21 protein-coding genes are annotated in these 24894 nt (G+C 62.5%); 8 read left to right on the forward strand and 13 right to left on the reverse strand.

What is annotated here, in order from left to right:
• Positions 1–97: 97 nt before the first annotated feature.
• From cobG to HZ99_RS20620, 5 genes are all read left to right on the forward strand, one after another.
• Complete coding sequence (gene cobG / locus HZ99_RS20600) at positions 98–1402, forward strand: precorrin-3B synthase (RefSeq protein WP_080727786.1); 1305 nt, start codon at positions 98–100, stop codon at positions 1400–1402.
• Positions 1395–2021, forward strand: coding sequence for a precorrin-8X methylmutase (locus tag HZ99_RS20605; protein WP_038445651.1), 627 nt, complete (start codon positions 1395–1397; stop codon positions 2019–2021). Before cobG ends, HZ99_RS20605 begins: the two co-directional genes overlap by 8 nt.
• The gene (locus HZ99_RS20610; protein ID WP_404942416.1) at positions 2018–2752 is read left to right on the forward strand and encodes a precorrin-2 C(20)-methyltransferase; all 735 of its coding nucleotides are present in this window, start codon (positions 2018–2020) and stop codon (positions 2750–2752) included. The genes HZ99_RS20605 and HZ99_RS20610 overlap by 4 nt, the downstream gene beginning before the upstream one ends.
• Positions 2752–4389 carry a precorrin-3B C(17)-methyltransferase gene (gene cobJ, locus HZ99_RS20615; protein ID WP_038445653.1) on the forward strand — a complete coding sequence of 546 codons (1638 nt, stop codon included), beginning with the start codon at positions 2752–2754 and terminating at the stop codon, positions 4387–4389. Before HZ99_RS20610 ends, cobJ begins: the two co-directional genes overlap by 1 nt.
• Before the next feature lie 297 nt (positions 4390–4686).
• The gene (locus HZ99_RS20620; RefSeq protein ID WP_038445655.1) at positions 4687–5475 is read left to right on the forward strand and encodes a hypothetical protein; all 789 of its coding nucleotides are present in this window, start codon (positions 4687–4689) and stop codon (positions 5473–5475) included.
• A gap of 8 nt (positions 5476–5483) precedes the next feature.
• Here HZ99_RS20620 and HZ99_RS20625 read toward each other — a convergent pair whose 3' ends face one another.
• The 13 genes from HZ99_RS20625 to HZ99_RS20685 form a co-directional block, all read right to left on the reverse strand.
• A complete protein-coding gene (locus HZ99_RS20625; RefSeq protein WP_003171467.1) occupies positions 5484–6080 on the reverse strand; it encodes a MarC family protein in 597 nt (198 codons plus the stop codon).
• A gap of 105 nt (positions 6081–6185) precedes the next feature.
• Positions 6186–8963 (reverse strand): hybrid sensor histidine kinase/response regulator, encoded by a 2778-nt coding sequence (locus HZ99_RS20630; protein WP_038445657.1) that lies wholly within the window; start codon positions 8961–8963, stop codon positions 6186–6188.
• A gap of 102 nt (positions 8964–9065) precedes the next feature.
• Entirely contained in the window at positions 9066–10358 is a 1293-nt protein-coding gene (gene purD, locus HZ99_RS20635; protein ID WP_038445658.1) for a phosphoribosylamine--glycine ligase, read from the reverse strand.
• Between the two features lie 155 nt (positions 10359–10513).
• Complete coding sequence (gene purH, locus HZ99_RS20640; protein ID WP_038445659.1) at positions 10514–12121, reverse strand: bifunctional phosphoribosylaminoimidazolecarboxamide formyltransferase/IMP cyclohydrolase; 1608 nt, start codon at positions 12119–12121, stop codon at positions 10514–10516.
• Positions 12122–12202: 81 nt separating this feature from the next.
• Entirely contained in the window at positions 12203–12523 is a 321-nt protein-coding gene (gene fis / locus HZ99_RS20645; protein WP_003186237.1) for a DNA-binding transcriptional regulator Fis, read from the reverse strand.
• Complete coding sequence (gene dusB / locus HZ99_RS20650; protein ID WP_038445662.1) at positions 12520–13533, reverse strand: tRNA dihydrouridine synthase DusB; 1014 nt, start codon at positions 13531–13533, stop codon at positions 12520–12522. The genes fis and dusB overlap by 4 nt, the downstream gene beginning before the upstream one ends.
• Before the next feature lie 186 nt (positions 13534–13719).
• Complete coding sequence (locus HZ99_RS20655) at positions 13720–14931, reverse strand: DUF3426 domain-containing protein (RefSeq protein ID WP_038445663.1); 1212 nt, start codon at positions 14929–14931, stop codon at positions 13720–13722.
• Positions 14932–14961: 30 nt separating this feature from the next.
• Positions 14962–15840 (reverse strand): 50S ribosomal protein L11 methyltransferase, encoded by an 879-nt coding sequence (gene prmA, locus HZ99_RS20660; protein WP_038445664.1) that lies wholly within the window; start codon positions 15838–15840, stop codon positions 14962–14964.
• A gap of 283 nt (positions 15841–16123) precedes the next feature.
• Positions 16124–17485 (reverse strand): acetyl-CoA carboxylase biotin carboxylase subunit, encoded by a 1362-nt coding sequence (accC, locus tag HZ99_RS20665; protein WP_003188188.1) that lies wholly within the window; start codon positions 17483–17485, stop codon positions 16124–16126.
• A 17-nt stretch (positions 17486–17502) separates the two neighbouring features.
• Positions 17503–17958: an acetyl-CoA carboxylase biotin carboxyl carrier protein gene (accB, locus tag HZ99_RS20670; protein ID WP_038445669.1), complete on the reverse strand. Its 456-nt coding sequence runs from the start codon at positions 17956–17958 to the stop codon at positions 17503–17505.
• Between the two features lie 24 nt (positions 17959–17982).
• Positions 17983–18438 (reverse strand): type II 3-dehydroquinate dehydratase, encoded by a 456-nt coding sequence (gene aroQ, locus HZ99_RS20675; RefSeq protein ID WP_038445671.1) that lies wholly within the window; start codon positions 18436–18438, stop codon positions 17983–17985.
• Between the two features lie 301 nt (positions 18439–18739).
• The gene (locus HZ99_RS20680) at positions 18740–20701 is read right to left on the reverse strand and encodes a methyl-accepting chemotaxis protein (protein WP_038445673.1); all 1962 of its coding nucleotides are present in this window, start codon (positions 20699–20701) and stop codon (positions 18740–18742) included.
• Positions 20702–20754: 53 nt separating this feature from the next.
• Positions 20755–22425: a response regulator gene (locus tag HZ99_RS20685; RefSeq protein WP_038445674.1), complete on the reverse strand. Its 1671-nt coding sequence runs from the start codon at positions 22423–22425 to the stop codon at positions 20755–20757.
• A gap of 265 nt (positions 22426–22690) precedes the next feature.
• On the opposite strand from HZ99_RS20685, the gene HZ99_RS20690 reads away from it, so the two are divergent.
• From HZ99_RS20690 to HZ99_RS20700, 3 genes are all read left to right on the forward strand, one after another.
• Positions 22691–23758, forward strand: a complete 1068-nt coding sequence (locus HZ99_RS20690) for a DUF2333 family protein (RefSeq protein WP_038445675.1) — start codon at positions 22691–22693, stop codon at positions 23756–23758.
• Between the two features lie 3 nt (positions 23759–23761).
• Complete coding sequence (locus HZ99_RS20695; RefSeq protein WP_038445676.1) at positions 23762–24298, forward strand: NUDIX hydrolase; 537 nt, start codon at positions 23762–23764, stop codon at positions 24296–24298.
• Between the two features lie 219 nt (positions 24299–24517).
• Positions 24518–24889, forward strand: coding sequence for a translation initiation factor Sui1 (locus HZ99_RS20700; protein ID WP_038445677.1), 372 nt, complete (start codon positions 24518–24520; stop codon positions 24887–24889).
• Positions 24890–24894 lie beyond the last annotated feature (5 nt).

The raw sequence follows: 24894 nt of genomic DNA on the forward strand, positions 1-24894 counted from the left end.
CGACATCCGACGGGCAGGCTTTTCATGCCGCCGGACAAAGCAGGCATAATACCGCGCCTTTACCCGTGAACCGGTAGCCCCTGTGAACCCACTTCCTCTGTCCACTAGCAAACGCCCCTCGGGTTGCCCGGGGTTGCTGCGTATTGTCCAGGCATTGGATGGCGGGATTTGCCGGATCAAATTGGCCGGTGGGGCCATCACGGCTGCGCAGGCAATGGCTGTGGCGCATGCGGCGCAGACTTACGCCACAGGGGTGATCGAGGCAACCAACCGCGCCAACCTGCAGATTCGCGGCATTGGCCTGGCGCACGAGGGCCTGATCGCGGATCTGCTCGCCGCCGACCTGGGCCCGACCACCGCCGGCGGCGATGACGTGCGCAATGTGATGCTCAGCCCCGGCGCTGGCATCGACCGCGCCATGCTGCTGGACACCCGGCCCCTGGCGGACCAGATCCTCGCCACCCTGCAAACCCATCCTCGCTTCCATGAATTGTCGGCCAAGTTCGCCGTGCAACTGGATGGCGGTGAAGCCCTGGCGATGCTCGAACATCATCATGACCTATGGTTATCGGCCTACCAGGTGCAGGGCCAGACCTTGCTGGCGTTCGGCCTGGCCGGTTGCCCCGCGCACGAGGCGCCGCTGGCCGCCGTCCCCCTGGATCAAGGGCATGGGCTGGTCGTCGCGGTGCTGGAGCTGTTTCTCGACCTGGCCCGGGCCGATCAACACCGCATGCGCGACCTGCTGGCGCAAATCCCTGTGGAGACCTTCGTGGGGCGCTTGAACCTGGCGTTGCTCCCCGTCGATGGCTATCGCCGTCGCGCCAACCCGAGCAGCGTGCGGCTGGGTACTTATCCACAGCGCCAACCCGGGCAAGTCTACGTGGCTGCAGGCACGCCACTGGGGCGCCTGGACTCGGCCATGCTGCGCGGCGCCGCGCAACTGGCCCTCGACTACGGCGACGGCACATTGCGTTTCACCCCGTGGCAAGGTCTGCTGCTGCCCAACCTGGCGCCGGACACTGCCGCGCGCGTTACCGAAGGCCTGGCCCAGTTGGGCTTCCTCTGCTCGGCCGAGCAGGCCCTGGCACGGATGATTGCCTGCACCGGGTCCAGCGGCTGCGCCAAGGCCCAGGCCGACACCAAGGCTGACGCCCTGCACCTGGCCACGCTGCTACAGGACCAGGGCCAGGGCCTTGACGTGCACCTGTCCGGCTGCCTGCGCACCTGCGCGGCGGCGCACGTTGCCCCGGTCACCCTGCTGGCGGTGGGTGCTGGTCACTACGACCTCTATTTTCGCGAAGCAGGCCAGCCGGGTCTCGGCCGCCTGCACGCGCACAACCTTTCTATAGAAGCGGCGGGCACCGTGTTGCGTACCCGTCCACGGAGCAGTACCGATGATTGATTACATCCGCGACGGTCAGGAGATCTATCGCAACTCCTTTGCGATCATTCGCGCAGAGGCCCGGCTTGATCGCATCCCCGCCGACCTGGAAAAACTCGCCGTGCGGGTGATTCATGCCTGCGGCATGGTCGAGGCCATCGACGGTCTGCAGTTCTCCGAAGGCGCGGGCAAGGCCGGGCGTGAGGCCCTGGCCGCTGGCGCGCCGATCCTGTGTGATGCGCGGATGGTTTCTGAAGGCGTGACCCGTGCACGCCTGCCGGCCAACAACCCGGTGATCTGTACCTTGCGCGACGACAGCGTGCCGCAGCTGGCGCTGGAGTTGGGTAACACCCGCTCCGCTGCCGCCCTGGAGCTGTGGCGCCCGCATCTGGCAGGCAGTGTGGTGGTGATCGGCAATGCGCCCACTGCTTTGTTCTACCTGCTGGAGATGCTTGACGCCGGCGCACCCAAGCCGGCGTTGATCCTTGGTTTCCCGGTAGGTTTTGTCGGCGCCGCCGAGTCCAAGGCGATGCTCGCCGCCGACAGCCGTGGCGTACCGTTTGTGATCATGCAGGGCCGCCTGGGTGGCAGTGCAATGGCCGCCGCTGCGGTCAACGCCCTGGCCACGGAGATCGAATGATGCAGGCACGCGGACGTTTGATCGGCCTGGGCGTCGGCCCCGGCGACCCGGAGCTGATTACCCTCAAGGCCCTGCGCCTGTTGCGCGAATCGCCGGTGGTGGCGTACTTCGTCGCCAAGGGCAAGAAGGGTAATGCGTTTGGCATTATCGAAGCGCACCTGGTGCCCGAGCAGAGGCTGATGCCGCTGGTGTATCCTGTGACCACCGAAGCCTTGCCGGCGCCATTGTCCTATGAACGGGTGATCAGCGATTTCTACGACGCCGCCAGTGTCGACGTGGCCGCGCACCTGGAGGCCGGGCGCGATGTGGCGGTGATCTGTGAGGGCGACCCGTTCTTCTACGGCTCCTACATGTACCTGCATGACCGCCTTGCCGAGCGCTATGACGCCCAGGTCATTCCCGGCGTGTGCTCGATGCTTGGCGGCGCTTCGGTGCTCGGCGCACCGTTGGTGTATCGCAATCAGAGCCTGTCGGTACTGTCCGGGGTACTGCCCCATGACGAACTCAAGCGCCGCCTGGCCGACGCCGATGCGGCGGTGATCATGAAGCTGGGGCGCAACTTTACCAAGGTGCGCCAGGTACTTGAGGAACTGGGGCTGGCCGGGCGCGCGTTGTATGTGGAGCGCGCCACCATGGCCAACCAGAAAATCGTCGCGCTGGATCAGGTCGAGCCCATGTCTTCGCCGTATTTCTCGCTGATCATCGTGCCGGGCGAAAGGTGGCAAGGGTGATGACGCCTGCGATCGTAATCCTCGGCCAGGGCAGTCTGGCCACGGCCCGCAGCATCCAGCAGGTGTACCCCGGCGCCTTGATCCATGGCCTGGCCGGCCGGGTGGAGGGCGCCGACCAGGCCTACAGCGAATTTGGGGCGACCCTGCGCCAGTTGTATCAGCAGGGCACGCCGATCATCGCCCTGTGTGCGGCGGGGATCGTGATCCGCACGTTGGCCGCGCTGTTGCTGGAAAAGGGCGAGGAGCCGGCGGTGCTGGCCGTCGCTGAGGACGGCAGCGCGGTGGTGCCACTGCTCGGAGGCCTGGGTGGGGTGAATATCATGGCGCGGGAAATCGCCACAGCCCTGGGTGTGGCGGCCGCGATCACCACCAGTGGCGAGTTGCGTTTTGGCACCTGCCTGCTCAACCCGCCCCAGGGCTATCAACTGGCTGACCTGGAATTGGGCAAGCGTTTTGTCTCGGACCTGCTGGCCGGCGAGCACGTGCGTATCGAAGGCGTCGCGCCGTGGCTGGACCAGGCTAATCTGCCCCAGGACCAGCAGGCGCGCCTGAGCATCCATGTGGGCAGTGCCCGGCGTGCGCCGGCGGCCAACGAGTTGCTGATCTATCCGAAAAATACCTGGGTGGCCTGTCGTCCCGGCGACGCATTGGCCGCACGGGTTCGCCAGGCGTTGCAGCAGGACGGCATCGCCGTGCAGTCCCTGGCGTGCCTGCTGGCCGATGAGGCCGATATGGCCAATAGCCAATTGCATGAGGCCGCGCTGGAACTGGGCGTGCCACTGCGGTTTACGGCGCTGGCCGCTGGGCCGGATATGGTCATCCATTGCGCTGCCGCGCCGCTGGATCTGACGCAACTGGGCCGCCCTCGTGGCCGCCTCGCGGTGATCGGCCTGGGCCCCGGCGCTGCCGAGCTGATGGTGCCGGCAGTCAAGGCTGAACTGGCGCGTTGCACCGATGTGCTGGGTTACGAAACCTACGTGCGCATGGCCGGGCCGTTTCGGGCCGACCAGGTGCAGCACTGCACCGACAACCGCGAAGAGATGCAGCGGGCGCGGCATGCCTTCGAGCTGGCGGCCCAGGGGCGTTCGGTGGTGGTGGTGTCTTCTGGCGACCCCGGCGTATTCGCCATGGCCGCGGCGGTGCTGGAGGCGTTGCATGAGTCCAGCGACCCGGCCTGGCAGCGGGTCGAGCTGGAAATCCTGCCGGGCGTCTCGGCCTCCCTCGCCACGGCGGCCCAGGCGGGTGCGCCGCTGGGGCATGATTTCTGTGTGATGTCACTGTCGGACAACCTCAAGCCCTGGGCCATCATCGAAAAACGCTTGGACCTGGCATGCCAGGCCGACCTGGCCCTGGCGTTCTACAACCCCATCTCCCGTTCACGCCCATGGCAACTGGGGCGCGCCCTGGAGATCGTTGCCCAGCACCGCCTCGCCGCCACACCGGTGGTGCTGGGGCGTGATATCGGTCGCCCCGGGCAGACGCTGCGCACTACCACCCTGGGCCAGTTGACCCCGGACCAGGTGGATATGCGCACCATGGTGTTGATCGGTTCGTCCACCACGTGCACCTTTCCCCGGGTGGGCGGTGGAGAGTGGGTATACACGCCGCGCTGGTACGGCGACAGGCCGCGCTCGTAAGGCGACAGCGGCCCCGCAATGGGGCCGCTGGGCTGTCAGAAGTAGCCTGCCTCCAGCTAAGAACTTTCCGTATTCATGTCCGCCGTTTCGCCTGCTTGCAGCGGTTCCTCTTCATATCGTTGCAGAAAGTAAGTCGGCACTGTTCAGGCTTTGCCTTGGCCCCCTATTTGTCGGGCGCGCAGCTGGCGTCGATTTCTCCTACGCCTCAAGGCGTCTGTGCTTACCCTCTGAAAAACCCTGGTGAGTCCGGCTAGTGTTGCCAATAAGCCCGTGTGGGTTTTTTGCGGAGAAACAGTAATGGAGCAAAAACATAAACGAATCAGCCTGGCGAAAAAGAGAAAACTGATTGCCACGTATCGCCTGCCGGTGGCTACGCGACCGCAGGAGGCACCATCACCCGCGTCGACCCAGGCCGACAGCGACTTGAATGGCGCGGTGATCAACAACAGTGTGTTTTCGTTTGTCGCCGGCATGAGCCGCCTCAACAAGGAGTACACCCGCAAGAGTTACCTGTTGGCCAGCGCCTATGTGAGTGATGTGCTCAACGTGGGGCGCGGGACCCAAGCCTGGTACGACGAGTTCATCAAGGTCATGACCAACCTTGGGTGGCTGCCGATTCGCAGCAGCTTCGAGCGGGTGACCACCTCGCGCCAGGGCCTGAGTGTGCAGATGGCGGCGCTGAACATCATCAGTTCCACCGTGGCCTCGACAACCCTTGGCGGCTCGTTGGCCATGGCGCTGCCCAAGCTGGCGGCGGATGCCTTCGAGGCCTTGAAACAGCAAGCGACGCCGTTTGAGTTGTTCAAGCGCAACATCGTCAACCATGAGGGCGGCGACTTTGGCCTGGCATCCTGTTCCGAGGTCGACGGTGAAGTGTTGATGGTGCTCGTGACCTATAGCGCCCATGGCGTTGGCAAGAGCATGGGCATCCCGTTCTTCGAGTGGGACAGCTCCACCGTCGAAGCCTTCAGTGGCCAGACCTGCCTGATGCTCAACCCGGCAGTGGTCAACGAGGCAACGATCCAGCAATTGCGCGCGAGTGCAGGCGACAAAGTAATGCTGGCCATCGCGCAATACCAGATTTGAGCGGGGCTTCAGGGCACGAGGTAACCGCGCACCCCGGTAAAGATGATCTGCGCCGCCAGTGCGCACACGAACAATCCCATCAGGCGGCTGACAATCTGCAGCCCCTGGTCGCCGAGGATGCGTTCGATACGGTTGGACAGGTACAGCACCACTCCCACGGTCAGACTGGCCAAGGCGATACTGAGAATGGCGGTGAGCTTGTCATCCCAATGGGGCTGGCTGACCCCCATCACCAGCAGCGCGCCGATGGTGCCGGGGCCGACGGTGAGGGGGATGGTCAGCGGAACGATGGTCACGTCCTGCTGCACATTGTCGGTCTGTACGGCTGACTTGCCCTGGGCCATGCCCAGGGCCGAGATAAACAGCACACTGCCGGCGCCGATACGGAAGGCGTCCACGGTGATGCCAAACACACTGAAAATCACCCGGCCAAACAGGTAGAGCAACACGCTAGACACCAGCGTTGCCAGAGCGACCTTCCAGGCCAGGCGCCTGCGTTCCTTGCTGGAGTAGCCGCGGGTCAGGCTGATAAAGCAGGACAGGACGAAGAAGGGGCTATACAGCACCAGCATCTTCAAATAAACGCTGAACAACACGTGGAGCATGGCGGGAGCTCACAGCGAAGGAAGGGCGAGTGGGAGTTTATCAGGCTTATATGCCAGAAAGCGCGACACCGAACCAATGTGGGAGCGGGCGTATGTCGTTCCAGTTCAGGACGTATGCGCCTGCTCCACCGGCTGTTCGCGCTGTGTCACCCAGTACTCCACCAGTTCCCGCAGTTGCGACAGCTCCACCGGCTTGGCCATATGGCCATCCATCCCGGCCTGGCGTGCGCGTTCCTTGTGTTCCGAGAGAATGTGTGCGGTCAGCGCCACCACTGGCGTGCGGGTGCGCTGATTGCTGACTTCCCAGACCCGCAACTGTTGGGTCGCGGAGAAACCATCGAGGATTGGCATTTCGCAGTCCATCAACACCAGGTCGTAACGCTGGGCCTTCATCGCCTGCAACGCTTCCTCACCATTGCTGGCGGTGTCGGGTTGCAGGTTGAGCTTGCCGAGCATGCCGCGAATCACTTTGGTGGAGATGCTGTTGTCTTCAGCCACCAGGATGCGGAAGTCGCTGGGCACGGTGATGGCCACGGGCACGTTCGGCGCAGTGTGGCGAGGTTGCACGATGCCTTTGCTGCGCTGGGTCAACTCGTCGGCCAGGGTGGTCTTGAGGGTGTAGCCCGCGACCGGCTTGGCCAGGATGCGCTTGATCCCGCAGTTGCGCGCGATGATTTTGCTCGGTGCATTACTGATGCCGGTGAGCATGATCAGCAGGATGTCGTGGTTCAGGCTCGGGTCTTCCTTGATCTTCGCTGCCAGTTGCATGCCGGTCATGCCAGGCATGTTCTGGTCCAGTAGCACCACGTCGAAATAATCGCGCAGGTGCGCCTTGGTTCGCAGCAGGGCCAGGGCTTCCTTGCCCGACGGCACGGCGCTGACATTCAGGCCCCAGGCGGTGCATTGCTGCACCAGCACTTTGCGGCAGGTGTCGTTATCGTCGACGACCAGGACCCTCGCGTCTTGCAGCGGGCCGTCGAGATCGGAAGTCGGATGCTCCAGGCGTTCAGGGTCCAGTGGCAAGGTCAGCCACAGGGTGCTGCCTTGCTGGCTGCCAGCCTTGATGCCGAATTCGCCATTCATCAACAGGATCAGTTGGCGGGCGATCACCAGGCCCAGGTGGCCGCTCAGGCGGGTGGCCGAGAGGAAGTTCTGGCTGTGCAGTTCGCTGTGTAGCAGGGCATCGCGCTCGGCGGCGTCCATCGGCAGGCCGCTGTCTTGCACGGCAATGCGCAGGCGCGGTTTGCTGCTGCGTTCATCCAGGGCGACCACGATCAGCACTTCGCCTTCGTCGGTCTTTTGCAGGGCATTTTCCAGCAGGCTCAACAGGGCCTGGCGCAGGCGTGTCGGGTCGCCACTGATGACCCGTGGTACCTGGGGCTGGATAAAGCTGATCAGCTCGACGTTCTGTTGTTCGGCCTTGGCGCGGAAAATACTCAGGCAGTCTTCGATCAGGGCATTGAGGTCGAACTGCACGTCATCGAGTTCAATCTGCCCGGATTCGAGCTTGGAAATGTCGAGAATCTCGTTGATCAGGGTCAGCAGCTCATTGCCGGCACTGTGGATGGTCTGCACGTAGTCGCGTTGCTTGACCGACAGCGGTGTACCCAGCAGCAATTCGGTCATGCCCAGCACGCCGTTCATGGGGGTACGGATCTCGTGGCTGATCTTGGCCAGGAACTCGGCCTTGGCTGCGATTTCGGCGTTGCTGGCAGCCAGGTCGCGGCTGAGGCTGAAGCGATCCTCGACGATGCTGCGCTGGCGCTCGCCCAAGGCCTGGCTCATCAACAGGCCGCTGACGCAGATCACCGCCAACAAGGTGATGATCAAGCCTTGCGGGGCCACCAGGGTCAGGCCCAGCAAGGCCGGCAGGATAATCAGCGTACCGGTGTTGAACACCACCATAGCGAGCAGGAACAGCCGTGCCGGCCGATAGCCTTTTTGCCAGTGGTAGGCCGAGACAAACAGCATGCTCAGGCCGGCCAGTGCCACCAGGGCGTAGGTGATGATGTTCAGCGGCAGGGTGTTGACGAACAGCAGCAACAGGCCGCAGAGGACGATCAGCAGGATATCCGCCATCAGTAGCTTGTTCAGCGGGTGCGGCCCCAACGGCGCGAAGAAGCGGTAGGCGAACATCAGGCCGCACGGCGCGGTCAGCAGCAATGCCATATAGGCGCCCGGGGTTTGCAGGGCATGCCAGTTCGGCAACCAGGGGCCCAGCAAGTTGAGCAGCAGCACCAGGCTGAGCAACAGCAGCACTTCGCAGGCCGCCAGCCACAGGCTGCTGCGCGAACGGTGGTAGGCGTAGCGGGCGAGGTTGTGCAGGATCAGCATCAACAGGCAGCCGAACAGCAGGCCATAGACCAGCGTCTGGGTCTGGTTGGCGGCAACCATCACGGCCGGTTCCAGGGTCAGGTAGGGCCGCAGTTCGTGCTCTGAAACCAGGCGCACATACACATCCAGGGGCTTCTGGCTCTGGGGCAGGGGCAGCATGAGGTCGCTGCTGGGCAACGGGCGTTCAGCCTGGGGTTGGCGAGTGCCGGTGTTCACTTGCTCGATCAGCGTGTCGCCGTCCAGCACATACAGATTCAGGTACGCCAGGTCTGGCGCAAAGACCCGCAGCAATTGCTCGTGCTTGCCGGGTTGCAGCTTGAAACGCACCCACAGTGCACCATTGGGCTCGGCGGCGGTGATCCGGTCCAGTTCGATAGGGCTGAATTGGTTGGTGTAGCGTGATGAGCGAATGTCGCTCAATTGCAGGTCGGCCTGCTCATCAAGCAATACGGCCCAGCCACTGCCTTGTGCATGGGCCTGGGCCGGCAACAGGCAGAGCAGGGTCATTAGGCTGACAGTAAAAACTATGGCGATCCTGAGCCAGCGCACGGCGAAATCCCTTCGTAGGTTAATGCACGGGGTTAACTATGCGCGGGACCGTAATAGGACGGCAAGGGCCAAAGGCCCCTGCCTAGCCGAACGGATAGCTGTTTACTGATCTTCGCCCTGCTCACGGGCAATGGCGCGATAGCCGATGTCCTTGCGGTAGAAGCAGCCCTGCCAGTCGATCTTGGCAGCCAGCGTGTAGGCTTGCTGCTGGGCGGCATCGACACTGGCGCCCATGGCGGTGGCACACAACACACGGCCACCGGCAGTCACGACCTGGCCATCCTTGAGCGCGGTACCGGCATGGAACACCTTGCCTTCCAGCGTAGCCGCTGCGTCCAGGCCCTGGATCGGGTCACCCTTGGCGTAGTCGGCCGGGTAGCCGCCAGCGGCGAGCACGATGCCGACGCTTGGGCGTGGATCCCACTGGGCTTCAACCTTGTCCAGCGCCTGCGCCAGGGCGGCTTCTACCAACAGCACCAGGCTCGACTGCAGGCGCAGCATCACCGGTTGGGTTTCCGGGTCGCCGAAGCGGCAGTTGAACTCGATGACTTTCGGGTTGCCGGCCTTGTCGATCATCAAACCGGCGTACAGAAAGCCGGTGTAGACATTGCCTTCATCGGCCATGCCGCGCACGGTCGGCCAGATCACCAGGTCCATGACACGCTGGTGTACCTGGGCGGTGACCACCGGGGCAGGGGAGTAGGCACCCATGCCACCGGTGTTCGGGCCGGTATCGCCGTCGCCGACGCGCTTGTGGTCCTGGCTGGTGGCCATCGGCAAGACGTTCTTGCCATCGACCATCACGATAAAGCTGGCTTCTTCACCGTCGAGGAATTCTTCGATCACTACGCGCGAACCGGCGTCACCGAAGGCATTGCCGGCGAGCATGTCGCGCACGGCGTCTTCGGCTTCCTGCAGGGTCATCGCCACGATCACGCCTTTACCGGCGGCCAGGCCATCGGCCTTGATCACAATCGGTGCGCCTTTTTCACGCAGGTAAGCCAGGGCCGGCTCGATCTCGGTGAAGTTCTGGTAGTCGGCGGTCGGGATCTTGTGGCGCGCCAGGAAATCCTTGGTGAAGGCTTTCGAGCCTTCCAATTGGGCGGCACCGGCTGTCGGGCCGAAGCAGTCCAGGCCACGGCTGCGGAACAGGTCCACGACGCCCGCCACCAGCGGTACTTCCGGGCCGACGATGGTCAGGGAAACGTTCTTTTGCGCGAAGTCGGCCAGTTGCTCAAGGGCCAGTACGTCGATGGCGACGTTTTCGCACTTGGCTTCAATGGCGGTGCCGGCGTTGCCGGGAGCGACGAAGACTTTCTGCACGCGTGGGTCCTGGGCAACTTTCCAGGCCAGGGCGTGTTCACGGCCACCGCTGCCAATGATCAAAACATTCATTTCAAAAACCTCGAATTCTGTAGGCGCTGCAGGAGCGCTTTAAAATGTGGGAGCGGGCTTGTTCGCGAAAGCGGTGGGCCTGTGAGGAATGTGTCGAATGACACACCGCATTCGCGAGCAAGCCCGCTCCCACATAAGCCCCTCCCACATTTGGATCAGTGACGGAAGTGGCGCATGCCAGTGAAGACCATGGCGATGCCGGCTTCATCAGCCGCGGCGATAACCTCGGCATCACGCATCGAACCACCCGGTTGGATCACGGCGGTGACGCCTGCTTTCGCAGCATTGTCCAGGCCGTCACGGAACGGGAAGAACGCGTCGGAGGCCATCACTGAGCCCACTACCTGCAAGCCTGCGTGTTCGGCCTTGATTGCCGCGATACGCGCCGAGTTCACGCGGCTCATCTGGCCGGCGCCGACACCGATGGTCTGGCGATTCTTGGCGTAGACGATGGCATTGGACTTGACGTACTTGGCTACTTTCCAGGCGAAGATCAGGTCGTTGATCTCTTGTTCGGTCGGCGCGCGCTTGGTCACCACTTTCAGGTCTTCGCTACCGATCATGCCGATGTCGCGGCTCTGTACCAGCAAGCCGCCATTGACGCGCTTGTAGTCCCAGGCAGCGGCACGGTCAGCCGACCATTCGCCGCAGGCCAACAGGCGCACATTGGCCTTGGCTGCAACGATGGCACGGGCCTCTTCGCTAACGCTTGGCGCAATGATCACTTCAACGAACTGACGCTCGACGATCGCCTTGGCGGTCTCGGCATCCAGCTCGCGGTTGAACGCGATGATGCCGCCGAATGCCGATTCGGTATCGGTGGCGTAGGCCAGCTCGTAGGCCTGGCGGATCCCGCCTTCAGCGTCCGGGCTCACGGCCACGCCGCACGGGTTGGCGTGCTTGACGATCACACAGGCCGGCTTGACGAAGCTCTTCACGCATTCCAGTGCGGCGTCGGTGTCGGCCACGTTGTTGTAGGACAGCTCCTTGCCTTGCAGTTGGGTCGCGGTGGCGATGCCCACTTCGGCTGGCTTGGCCTCCACGTAGAACGCCGCGCTCTGGTGCGGGTTCTCGCCGTAGCGCATTTCCTGGGCCTTGATGAACTGGCTGTTGAACGTGCGTGGGAACTGGCTGCGATCTTCTGTGCTCAGGGTCTGGGCAGCCTGGTTCACGGTGCCCATGTAGTTGGCGATCATGCCGTCGTAGGCGGCAGTGTGTTCGAACGCCTTGAGCATCAGGTCAAAACGCTGGGCGTAGGTCAGGCCGCCGGCTTTCAGGCTTTCCAATACTTGGGCGTAGTCGCTGGCGTTGACCACGATGGCTACGTCTTTGTGGTTCTTGGCCGCCGAGCGCACCATGGTCGGGCCGCCGATATCGATGTTTTCGATGGCGGTCGGCAGGTCGCAACCTGGCTTGTTGATGGTGGCTTCGAACGGGTAGAGGTTAACGGCCACCAGGTCGATCGGCTTGATGCCGTGCTCGTTCATGATGGCATCGTCGATACCGCGACGGCCGAGGATGCCGCCGTGGATTTTCGGGTGCAGGGTCTTGACCCGACCGTCCATCATTTCTGCGAAACCGGTGTAGTCCGCGACTTCCACTGCGGCCACGCCGTTGTCCTGCAGCAGTTTGAAGGTCCCGCCTGTGGAAAGGATTTCCACACCCAGGGCTTCCAGCTCCCGGGCAAATTCGAGGATCCCGGTCTTGTCGGAAACACTGATCAAGGCGCGGCGGATCGGCAGGCGGGTAGTCTGGTCGGTCATCTCAATTTCCATCAAAAGCAAAGGAGTCAGCAAAAAAGGCGACCGGTTTTACGCGGGCGCCTTTCTGGTTTGATTGAATGCTTACAGCAAATCGTACTGTTTGAGCTTCTTGCGCAGGGTCCCACGGTTCAGGCCCAGCAGCTCACTGGCTTTGGTCTGGTTGCCCTTGACGTAGTTCATCACGCTTTCGAGCAAGGGCGCCTCGACTTCGGAGAGCACCAGGTTGTACACATCCGTGACGGCCGCGCCCTCAAGGTGGGCGAAATAATTGTGCAGCGCTTTCTCGACGCTCCCGCGAAGGGTCTGGCCTTCTTCGCTCGGCGTGTTGAGGTGCTGTTTCAAATTGACGTTGTCGCTCACGGGTGTTGTTCCACTCACTAAAGTCTCGGTCATCATCGTCATGCGGCCACCCCTTCTCCGTCCCCTGCTCTCAGGCTCTTGTCTCGTTCGGCAAAGAACTCACGAACGGCGGTGACCTGTGCTTGCGTTTCATCCAAACGATTGAACCCGGCGCGAAACTCCTTGGCGCCAGGCAGGGTTGCGAGATACCAACCCACATGCTTGCGAGCAATGCGCGCGCCCATCACGTTTCCATAGAACGTGTGCAGGGCGGCCAGATGCTCTAGCAGAATACGTTCCACCTCGATCAACCCCGGTGCCGGCATGATTTGCCCAGTACGCAGGAAGTGCTCGATCTCACGAAAAATCCATGGCCGCCCCTGGGCGGCCCGGCCGATCAACAGGCCATCGGCACCGGTTGCGTGCAGCACGCGCCGGGCTTTCTCGGCTGAATCGATGTCGCCGTTGGCAAAGACCGGAATCGACACGGCCTGCTTGATCGCAGCAATGGTGTCGTATTCAGCCTCGCCGGTATAAAGGTCAGCACGGGTGCGGCCATGTACCGCCAGCGCTGTAATGCCCGCCTGTTCGGCGATCTTCGCCACCGTCAGGCCATTCTTGTTGTCCCGGTCCCAGCCGGTCCGGATCTTCAGGGTGACTGGCACATCCACTGCGCCAACCACGGCCTGCAGGATCTCGGCCACCAATTGCTCATCCTTCAACAGGGCGGAACCGGCGGCCTTGTTGCAGACCTTCTTTGCCGGGCAACCCATGTTGATGTCAATAATCTGTGCACCCAGCTCCACGTTGGCTCGGGCCGCATCCGCCAGCATCTGCGCATCACCCCCGGCGATCTGTACCGAGCGGGGCTCGGGATCGCCTTCGTGGATCATGCGCATCCGCGATTTGCGGGTGTTCCACAAGCTCATGTCGCTGGTGACCATTTCCGAGACTACAAGGCCTGCCCCCAAACGTTTGCACAGCTGACGAAAGGGCTGGTCGGTGACACCCGCCATCGGGGCGAGAATCAAAGCGTTTGGCAATGTATATGGGCCGATGCGTACCGCCGACATAGGACTTCCCTGTTGTGGGGCCGGATCATTAGAGTTCGAAAAAGGGTTGGCATGATACCCGCTCTCGATGACTGGTTAAAGGCTGAATTGGATAAAATCTGAGCAGTTATTTTCTTATCGCCGGCGGTTTGGTCGTGGACGGCCAAGTCAATAACCAGCCGTCCGAACCTTGACGCGCGCCGCGAATCACTCGGGGGAGTGGAAACTGAGACTGTAGTTCACAGCTTTGTTGCCTGGGTCGAGAATGTCCAAGGCGATATGGATCGGGGTCTGGGAGGGCATCTCGGTCTGGCCGGCCAGCTCGCCGCTCAGGTATTCGGCAGGCTTGAAACGCCGGCTGGCGATCATCCGGCCATTAAGGTCGGCGAAGCGCAGTTCCAGCAGTGGGAACGGTTGAGAGAACGTGGCGCGGTTGTAGATGATGGCATCCACCACCAGGGCACCAGCGAACTCGGGATGGCTGCGCACCACCAGGTTGCTGCTCTTGATGTGGGCAATATCGACCCGCGATGGCACGGTGCAGCCCAATTTCGGGCACAGTTCCTGGAACCACGGTCGGTATCTGTCCTGGCGGGCCAGGTCGTCGAACTGGTAGGCGATGTACTGGCCGGCGAGGGTGGCGGCGGCCAGCACCACCAGGGTCAGCCAGAGCAGGCGTCGGCCCCAGCCGGCGGGGCGTTTGCCGGTGTAGAGGTGCAGCGGGTCGTCTTCCAGGTCCTGCAGCATTTCGTCGTGGGCGTTGGACGTGGCGCGGGGGCGCTTGCGGCGTGGTTCGGGCTCGACGGGCTGATCCGGCTCATTGCCGATGATCGGCTCGGGCGGGTCGCGGGCTTCGTCGGTATGCACCGTGGGCTCGTCGTCCACCTCATGAATATCGAAGGACATCGAAGGTTCGGTACGTGGGGGCTTGCCCGTGGAGGCAGGCGCCGGCTCGGCGGTTTCCTCGACGTGGGCGATTGTCGCAGCCCGTTCGTCCGGCGGCTCGCTGAACAGGCTGGCGGCCCACTGTTCCTCTTCGGCCTTGGCTGTGTCGCGGCTGGCGCTCATCGACTCGTCCTTTTGCCGACGGTCTGTGCTGGTCAGGCGCCGTTCGCTGCCCTGGGGTTGGGTGTGTTGGATCTCCCGGCGTTCCAGCTTGGCCAGTTCTTCGTCCAGGTCCAGGTTGTCCAGGTCCAGCTCTTCGGCGGTCCACTGTTTCTGGCTGATGGCGCGTGGTGCAGCTTCGGCGGCCGGCGCTTCAGGTGCGGGGGCACGTTGCTCCAGCAACTGGCGGGCGGCATTGAACACTTGCAGGCAAGAGCCGCAGCGAACCACGCCGCGGGCCACGCTCAATTGAGCATGGCTGACGCGAAAGCGGGTTTGGCAATGCGGGCACTGGGTGACGAAACTGTCGGTCATGCGGCCATCCGATTCATGCAGGCGCTCATTCTAGCGCCGACGACCGCTGATGCGTACCCAGCCATCGCGGTTGGCGATGGGGTCCAGGTCAAAGTCCTGGGCGTAGGCGGCGGCGACTTCTTCGCCCTGCTCGGCGAGGATCCCTGACAGCGCCAGGCGCCCGCCGGTCCTGACCAGGCTCGACAGCTGCGGGGCCAGCGAAACCAGAGGCCCGGCGAGGATGTTGGCGACCAGCACGTCAGCCTGCACCTGGGGCAATTGCTCCGGCAGGTACAGTGGGAATTTGCCTTCAGGGATGTTATTGCGCCCGGCGTTATCGCGGGAGGCTTCCAGGGCCTGTACGTCGATATCGGTGCCGACGGCTTCCTTGGCGCCCAGCAGCAGCGCGGCGATGGCCAGGATGCCCGAGCCGCAGCCGAAGTCCAGCACGTTGCAGCCTTGCAGGTCCTGGCCGTCGAGCCATTCCAGGCACAGGGCGGTGGTCGGGTGGGTGCCGGTGCCAAAGGCCAGGCCAGGGTCCAGCAGCAGGTTGACGGCGTCAGGCTCCGGGGCCGCATGCCAGCTTGGCACGATCCACAGGCGCTGGCCGAAACGCATGGGCTGGAAGTTGTCCATCCAACTGCGTTCCCAATCCTGGTCTTCGATCACTTCGCTATGGTGCTCGGGCAGCGGGCCGCCGGTGAGCAGTTCCATATGGGCAAGCACGCTGCTGGCGTCGGTGCCGTCTTCGAACAGGGCCAGCAGGTGGGTATGGGACCACAGCGGCGTGGTGTTCAGCTCAGGCTCGAAAATCGGCTGGTCTTCGGCGTCCATGAAAGTCACCGACACGGCGCCCACTTCGAGGAACGCGTCTTCATAGGTTTCGGCTTGTTCTGGGCTGATGGCGAGACGGACTTGCAGCCAAGGCATGGCGGGCACCTTTGAAAAAATGAGTGTGCAGCGGGGTGGGGCTGCGAAAGGGCGCAAGTTTACGCGAGAGCAGGCCAGAAGACGACAGTGCCGACGATATGCGGTGCAGCGGGTGTGCACGGAGCAAAATGTGGGAGCGGGCTTGCTCGCGAATGCGGTGGTCAGTGATGGACATGTTGACTGATACACCGCATTCGCGAGCAAGCCCGCTCCCACATTTGGATTGTGTGCATCCATAAACGACAAAACCGCCCGAAGGCGGTTTTGTGGGTGGAGCACAAACTTACTGGTTGGCCAGCTTGTGTTCCAGGTAGTGAATGTTCACACCACCTTCGCAGAAGCCTTCATCACGAACCAGATCCCGATGCAGTGGGATGTTGGTCTTGATGCCGTCGACCACGATTTCGTCCAGGGCATTGCGCATACGGGCCATGGCCTCATCGCGGGTGGCGCCCCAGGTGATCAGCTTGCCGATCAGCGAGTCGTAGTTGGACGGAACCTTGTAGCCGCTGTACAGGTGCGAATCGACGCGAACGCCGTTGCCGCCCGGAGCATGGAAATGCTTGACCAGGCCAGGACTGGGGATAAAGGTCTTCGGGTCTTCGGCGTTGATCCGGCACTCCAGGGAGTGACCGTGCATCTTCACGTCGTCCTGGGTGAAGGACAGGACGTTGCCGGCGGCGATGCTCAGCATCTCCTTGACGATGTCGATGCCGGTGACCATCTCCGAAACCGGATGCTCTACCTGCACACGAGTGTTCATCTCGATGAAGTAGAAGCGGCCGTTCTCGTAGAGGAACTCGAACGTACCCGCGCCACGGTAGTTGATGTCGATGCAAGCCTTGACGCAGCGTGCCAGGACTTCCTGGCGTGCCTTTTCATCCAGGCCCGGTGCCGGTGCTTCTTCCAGCACCTTCTGGTGGCGGCGTTGCAGCGAGCAATCGCGGTCGCCCAGATGAATGGCGTGGCCCTGGCCGTCGGACAGTACCTGGACTTCCACGTGACGTGGGTTGGTCAGGTATTTTTCCAGGTAGACCATCGGGTTGCCGAACCAGGCACCCGCTTCCGAGCGAGTCTGCTTGGCCGCTTCGATCAGGTCTTCTTCCTTGTGCACCACGCGCATGCCGCGACCACCGCCGCCACCGGCGGCCTTGATGATCACCGGGTAACCGACTTCACGACCAATGCGCAGGGCGGTTTCCTCGTCTTCGGGCAGCGGGCCGTCGGAACCTGGAACGGTTGGCACGCCGGCGGCGATCATGGCGTCCTTGGCCGAAACCTTGTCGCCCATCAGGCGAATGGTCTCGGCTTTCGGGCCGATGAAGGCGAAGCCGGATTTTTCCACCTGTTCGGCGAAATCGGCGTTTTCCGCGAGGAAGCCGTAGCCAGGGTGGATGCCATCAGCGCCGGTCACTTCCGCCGCGGCGATGATGTTCGAGACTTTCAGGTACGAGTTCGTGGCCAGTGGCGGGCCGATGCAAATGCTTTCGTCCGCCAGTTTCACGTGCATCAGTTCGGTATCGGCCGTCGAGTAAACAGCGACGGTCTTGATGCCCTCTTCCTTACAGGCGCGCAGGATCCGCAGCGCGATCTCGCCGCGGTTGGCGATCAGGACTTTTTGCAGTTTCTTCGCAGGTTTCAACATCGAAGGCGCTCCGCGGTTCAAACGATGGTGAACAGCGGCTGGTCGTACTCAACCGGCTGACCGTTTTCTACCAGGATGGATTCGATGACGCCGGCTTTTTCGGCCGTGATGTGGTTCATCATCTTCATCGCTTCCACGATGCAGATGGTGTCGCCCACTTTCACGGTCTTGCCCACTTCAACGAAGGCTGGCGAGGTCGGTGCCGGAGTGCGGTAGAAAGTACCGACCATTGGCGACTTGACCACGAAACCGTTGAGCGCAGGCGCAGCCGGTGCAGCGGCAGCAGCAGGTGCGGCGACTGGGGCAGCTGCGGCCGGAGCCGGCGCTTGCATTTGTGGTGCGTAGAACTGTTGGGCTGGGGTCTTGCTGTGGCGGCTGATCCGTACGGACTCTTCGCCTTCCTTGATTTCCAGCTCGTCGATACCGGATTCTTCCAGCAGCTCGATCAACTTCTTAACTTTACGGATATCCATGAATCATCAACTCCCAAGGGTCGGTCAGGGGCGTTTAGCCTGTTCTTCAATGTGTTCCAGGGCGGCCTCCAGGGCCAGTCGGTAACCGCTGGCGCCAAGGCCGCAGATCACACCTACCGCTACGTCGGAGAAGTAGGAGTGATGGCGGAAAGCTTCGCGTTTATGCACGTTCGATAAATGCACTTCGATGAATGGGATGCTCACCGCCAGCAGCGCGTCACGTAATGCAACGCTTGTGTGCGTAAAAGCGGCGGGATTGATCAGGATAAAGTCCACGCCTTCGTTGCGCGCGGCGTGAATGCGATCAATCAATTCATACTCGGCATTGCTTTGCAGGTAGAGCAGATGGTGGCCGGCTTCACGGGCCCGTCGTTCCAGATCGAGGTTGATCTGTTCGAGGGTGACTGCACCGTACACACCCGGTTCGCGGGTGCCGAGCAGGTTCAGGTTGGGTCCGTGCAGAACCAGTAGGGTCGCCATCGGCTGTTCCTTGTTATTGATGTGGGTACGTCAGAACCCGGCGACTATGCCGCAAAGCCTTTGTGACTGTCCAGTTCCCTGCAATAGCCAGCACGATTAGCGAGGATTGCGCAAAGTATGTGACCGAGGTGCACGATCCGGTCATTGGTAATACGGTCCCGAGTGCACAGGAGATCAAAATGTGGGAGCGGGCTTGCTCGCGAATGCGGTGTATCAGTCAACCTATCCATCATTGACCCACCGCATTCGCGAGCAAGCCCGCTCCCACATTTTTGATTCCCGTCTGATTTGGGCGATGGGGTCAGAGGCGGAAGGCCTGCACGGCTGTGTTGAGTTGCCCGCCGAGCACCAACAAGTGCTCGCCCTGGCTGCGCCCCTGGCCAATGCGCAGCAGATTGTCCTCGCCCAACTGGTGGATCCGCTCGCTGTTATCGCGGATTTCGCTGACCGCGCCGCTTTGCTGGGCCGTGACATCGGCAATGCGGATGGCCGTGTCGGAAATGGTCTGGATCGCGCTGACGATTTCATCCAGCGCACCGTCGGCCGCCTGGGCTTGCTGGGCGGTGGCTTCAGCGTGTTCGACCTGGGTACGCATGCCCTCCACCGATTGCCGGGCAGCCGTTTGCAGGCCGGCGATCAGTGCCTGGATTTCAGCGGTGGCACCTGCCGTGCGCTGGGCCAGGGAGCGTACTTCGTCGGCGACTACGGCAAACCCCCGCCCGGCCTCACCGGCGCGCGCGGCTTCGATGGCGGCGTTGAGCGCCAGCAGGTTGGTCTGGTCGGCAATCGAGCGGATCACCGTCAGCACGCTGCCAATGGTCGCGGACTCTTCGGCGAGTTTTTCGATCATCTGCGCATTGCCCTGCACTTCACCCACCAGCGCGTGCAGGCCGGTGAGGCTCAAACCGATTACGCGCTGGCCATGCTCCACCGCCTCGCCGGCGCTGCGGCTGGCCCCGGCGGCCTGGCTGGCATCGCCGGCAACCTGTTGGATCGTGGCCTCCAGCTCGCCCAATGAATCACGGATTTGCGCGGTGTCCCCGGCCTGGCGTTCAGCGCCGTCATGCAGGCCGCCGCTCAGTTCGGCCAGGGCGCGGCTGCTGCCGGCCACTTCTTCTGCATTGGCGCGAATAGTGCCCACCAGGTTCACCAGGTAAGCCCGCAGGCGATTAAGTGAGGCTTGGATGTCATGCAGTTCGCGGTTGGTCGCGCCCAGTGCGATTTCTTGGCTGAAGTCGCCTTCGGCCCAGGTCGACAACGCCGGCGCCAGGCTGGTCAGCACTCGCGCCAGGCGGCGCTGCAGGGTGTCGATCAGCAGGGCGATCAGCAGGATCAGGCCGATCATCACCCCTTGGATCACCCGCACTTCGCCCTGGATTCTGGCGTGCTGGGCGCGTACTTCGGGTTCCAGCGCGGCAATGGCTTGTTGTACGGTATCGATTTTCAGGTGCGTCGCGGCGGCCAACTCGGTGCGTTTCTGGATTTGCTCGCGGGTACGCGCCAGTTCGGCCGGGTAGCGCGTGAGCAGGCTGTTGAGCTCGCGCTTGAGGCCCACGCCGGTGTCCTCGGCCACGCTGGCCTCGCTGCTTTCCAGGCCCATCAACGCAGAAAAGTCGTCGCTGTTGGAGGCGCTGCTGGCGGTCACGCCCAGCAGTGGCAGTTGCTCAAGCAGGTCGGCCTGGCTGCGGATATTGGCCAGTTCGCGCTCGACATCGTCGGCCAGTTCACTGCGCCCGCTGCTCACCAGTTTGTCCCGCGCCAGGGATAGCCGGCCCAGATGCTGTGCGGCGGCGAGCAACGGTGGGAGATACCGCGGCGCGTCCGCCGCATTGGCTCCCATGGCGTACTGGCTCAGTTGCTCCAGATTGGCCCCCAACTCCCGCTCGGCCTGCAGCAGCAAGGCCTGTGGATCACCGGCCAGTTTGCCGGCAGCCAGCAGGTCGGTCTTGCTGAAGCCATCGAGGTCGAGCAGGCCGGGCCGCAGTTTGTGCGCCAGTTCGGGCGGCAGCTCATCCAGGTGCAGCAGCAGGTTTTCCAGGCTCTGGCCGGCAGCACTCAGGCGCAGGGCGTCGCCGCTGGTCAGGTAGTCGTCGATATTGCGCGCGGTCTGGTTCTGGAAGGCCTGGGACAGGCCCAGATAGCGCTCCATCAGCAGATAAGGGCGTTCGAGGGCGCGCTGCGACCACCAGAGCGTAGCGCCCAGGGCCAGGCAAACGGCGACCAGCAGAAGGGTGTTCAGATTCGTCAGCAGCTTCAGGCGCATGCGTGGTTCAACCAACGGCGGAAAGATAAGTGCCTGAAGTTATTGCGTTTTCGTTACAGCGTTATGACGGAGTGAGCGGAATCCGATGAAAAGGTGGCACTTTGCCTTGAGGTGCCCGCTGCGTGTACTCGATTACGCCCGGCGTCCTTGGCGCGGTACAGCGCCTCGTCGGCCTGGGCGGCCATCATCAGGCTGTCGGAGCCGTCGCACAACTGCACAACGCCGGCGCTGAAGGTGCACCACAAATCCTGGGGCTGGGCCGGGTAGTGGATTTCGGCAAAGCGTCCACGGATTTCGTCGAGCACCTTGCAGGCGGCGTCCAGGTCAGTGTCGGGCATGACAATGGCGAATTCTTCGCCGCCGTAACGGCCGATGTAATCGGTCTTGCGCAAGCGCTGCTTGAGAAACAGCGCCAGGCTCTTGATCACACGGTCGCCCATGGGGTGGCCGTGGCTGTCGTTGACCCGCTTGAAGTGGTCGATGTCGAGCATGGCAAAGCTCAGCGGCTTGTTCTCGCGGCGCGAGCGGAAGCTGCAGTCTTCCAGCAGTTGCAGGATATGGGTGTGGTTGTACAGGCCGGTCAGGCTGTCACGCACCATCCGTGCCTTGAGATGGCGGGCGCGGGCGGCGCGGTTGCGCACGGTGGTGATCAGGTGGCGCGGTTTGATCGGCTTGGTGAGGAAGTCGTCGCCGCCTTCGCTCATGGCGTCCAGTTGTTTATCCAGGTCATCCTCGGCCGACAGGTAAATGATCGGCACGCTGACATAGCGGTCATTGTGGCGAATCACCTTGGCCAGTTCGGTACCGGTGCAGGCGGGCATATACATGTCGAGGATGATCAGGTCGGGCTGGAAGTCCGCCAGTTCCGCCATGGCCTGGATCGGTTCGATCAAGGTGCGGGTGACGATCCCGGCGCTGTTGAGCAGGCGCTCGGTGTGCATTGCCTGGGCGCGGGAGTCGTCGATGATCAGCACTTTATAAGGTTCGTACTGGGCGACGCAGGTCAGGACTTCGATTTTTTCCAGCAGGCTCGAAGCTTCCAGGGTGCCGGTGAGGAACTCCTGGCCACCGGCGCGCACGGCGGCCAGGCGGGTGGGGGTGTCGGTTTCGTGCAGGCTGAAGAACAGCAGCGGCAGTTTCTGCTCCAGGCCTTCCTGGGCTTCGGCGGCCAGTTTCAGGCCCAGGCCGGTGCCGCAGAAATCCACATCCATCACAATCGCTGCCGGCAGGCGTTCGGCCATGGACGAGCGGAAGGCGGCCACGCTGTCCAGGGACTGGGCGCTCAACCCAAAGAACTCCAGCTGCTTGGCCAGGCGCTCGGCACGGTCGTGGTCGGCCAGCATCACGTAGATAGGCTTGCGCATCGGCGGCAGGAAGGTCTGATCCAACTGGTCGCCCTGGCGCAGGCCGGTTCGCGACAGGCGCTGCATCAGGCGGTTGAGGTCGGTGATCAGGTTACTGCTCAGGCGGCCACGGTTTTCGTCCACGGCTTTGAGCGACTCGATAATATTGCGGGCCAACTGGCCATGTTCGGGTTGTTCAAAGCGCTCGGCAAAACGCAGCAGGCGCAGGTTGGCCTCACTGAGTTCGATCAATTCGGCGTGCGACCATTCGCTGCGCTGCAAGCGCTGCCAGATCTCAAGAATTTGACGCGCCTGATGAATTACCCGCTGGGCAAAGTGGTGCTTGAGACGCTCACGGCTGGGGTCTTCTGGCTCGGTCATATCCTGACTACTAGGTAAGGGTGCATGCTGAGGTCGACTGGTGGCTCTATGCTAGCACCTCTTTTCATTTGCACGAGTGTCATACGTCAATTAACTGCAACCACCAGGGCATTCATTTGCAGACTGTTGGGTCGCATCAGCGCCCATCCTTTATAGTTGAGTGCCAGCTTTGCGCCACCTTGATTAAAAGCCCGCACAGGCGGGCACGATGGGGTAGGGTTGTGGTCGTAGCTATTGAACTCAAGTGACTGAAAGGATATCCGCCATGCTGGACTGGAAAAACCGTGCAGGCAGCGCCCCAGGCCCAAGCCCTGCGCCCAAGTCGGCCTCCCGCAGCTATTTTCGTAATCTGCTGATGAGCCGGGCCCTGCTGACCCTGATAGTGATTTATCTGTTGGTCACCGGTGGCCTTGGCTGGTATTGGAGCCAGGAGCCGGCCTTGTTCCCGGTCCAGCAAAACGCGCAAATTGCCGCCGAAAAAGAAGGCCGGCAAATGGTGGTCGGCTTTACCACCGTCGAAACCGTCAAGACCGTGGTCGGCACGCTGCTGAACAAACCAGGCGGCTATATCTCCAATGACCGCTTCCCGCCAGGGTTGTGGATGGACAACATGCCCAGCTGGGAATATGGCGTGTTGGTCCAGGTGCGTGACCTGACCCGCGCCCTGCGCAAGGACTTCGCCCGCTCGCAATCGCAATCGGCCGAAGACGCCGACCTGGCCAAGGCCGAGCCGCGTTTCAACTTCGATAACAAGAGCTGGGTACTGCCCTCCAGCGAGTCGGAATACCAGGAAGGCATCAATTCCCTGAGTCGCTATCAAGCGCGGCTGTCCGACCCCAATCAGAAAGGCGCCCTGTTCTACGCGCGCGCCGACAACCTGAACAACTGGCTGGGTGATGTCGCTACCCGCTTGGGGTCGTTGTCGCAGCGCCTGTCGGCCAGTGTTGGCCGGGTCAAGCTCAACACCGCGCTGAAAACCGAAGCGCTGGCGCCGGGCGAAGTGCCGCAGGTCGATGAAGAAGTGGTAGAAACCCCATGGATGCAGATCGACAACGTGTTCTACGAAGCCCGTGGCCAGGCGTGGGCCCTGTCCCACCTGTTGCGTGCCATCGAGGTCGACTTTGCCGACGTGCTGGCCAAGAAAAACGCCACGGTCAGCGTGCGCCAGATCATTCGTGAGCTGGAGGCGTCCCAGGAAACCCTGTGGAGCCCGATGATCCTCAATGGCAGCGGCTACGGCGTATTGGCCAACCACTCGCTGGTGATGGCCAACTACATTTCCCGTGCCAACGCGGCGGTGATCGACTTGCGTCAACTGCTGAACCAGGGTTGAGGCATGGTCGATAGCGCCAAGGAGGTCGCGCACCGCGCGGCCTCGGATGCCGAGCACATCGCCTGGGTTGACGAACAGGACAACCTGCTCGGCGCCCTGGTGCGTGCCGACCTGCGCGAACGCGGGCTGATCGGGCGCGGTACCTACATCATGTTGTTCAACTCTGCCGGTGAGCTGTGCGTGCATCGGCGCACTCTGAGCAAAGCCATCTATCCCGGTTACTGGGACGTGGCAGCGGGCGGAATGGTGGCGGCTGGCGAGACCTATGAGCAGTCGGCGGCCCGTGAGCTGGAAGAAGAGCTGGGCGTCAGTGGTGTGCAACTGACTGCTCACGACCACTTCTTTTTCGAGGATACGGGCAACCGCCTCTGGTGCTCGGCGTTTTCGGCGGTCTGGGACGGGCCGCTGCAGTTGCAGCCTGAAGAAGTGCTGGAAGCGCGTTTTATGAGCATCGAGGCGGTGCTTGCCGATATCGAGCAAAAGTCCTATTGCCCCGACTCCCTGGCCGCATTAAAACGCTATCTGGCGGCACGTCGCTAAAGTTGCATAAATTGGCGCCATTTGGCTCTTAGCAAGTAGGCTTTTTGCCGTTACACTGCGCGACTTTTCAAGCCGAACCGCTACAGCGACTCCCCGGCTCCTACAGGGGGCGGGGAGGCCCAGGCGGTTTGGTAGCGCTGCCCCTGCCTGAGTGGGGCTTCGCGGTCAGCAGCCCGTTGCGGGCACTGATCAGTCTTCATCCTCCCAAGAGGATTGCCGGTGGCCAAAAAAGCCGCATCCTTCGCCGCCCTTGGTGGCCTGGTGTTTTCCACCGACGCAGGTCGGCATTGCCCGGACTGTCGCCAGCCCGTGGACGCCTGTACCTGCAAACAGACCCTGATTCCCGAAGGTGACGGTATTGCCCGCGTACGTCGCGAGAGCAAGGGCCGTGGCGGCAAGACGGTGACCACCATCACCGGCGTGCCCCTGGCCAGCGACCCGCTCAAGGAATTGGCCACCGTGCTGAAAAAGCGCTGTGGCACCGGTGGCGCCCTGAAAGACGGGGTCATCGAAATCCAGGGCGATCACGTCGAGTTGCTGTTGGCCGAGTTGATCAAGCTGGGTTACAAGGCGAAGAAATCCGGCGGCTAGCAGCC

The sequence above is a fragment of the Pseudomonas fluorescens genome (genome assembly GCF_000730425.1).
Classification (GTDB): Bacteria; Pseudomonadota; Gammaproteobacteria; order Pseudomonadales; family Pseudomonadaceae; genus Aquipseudomonas; species Aquipseudomonas fluorescens_X.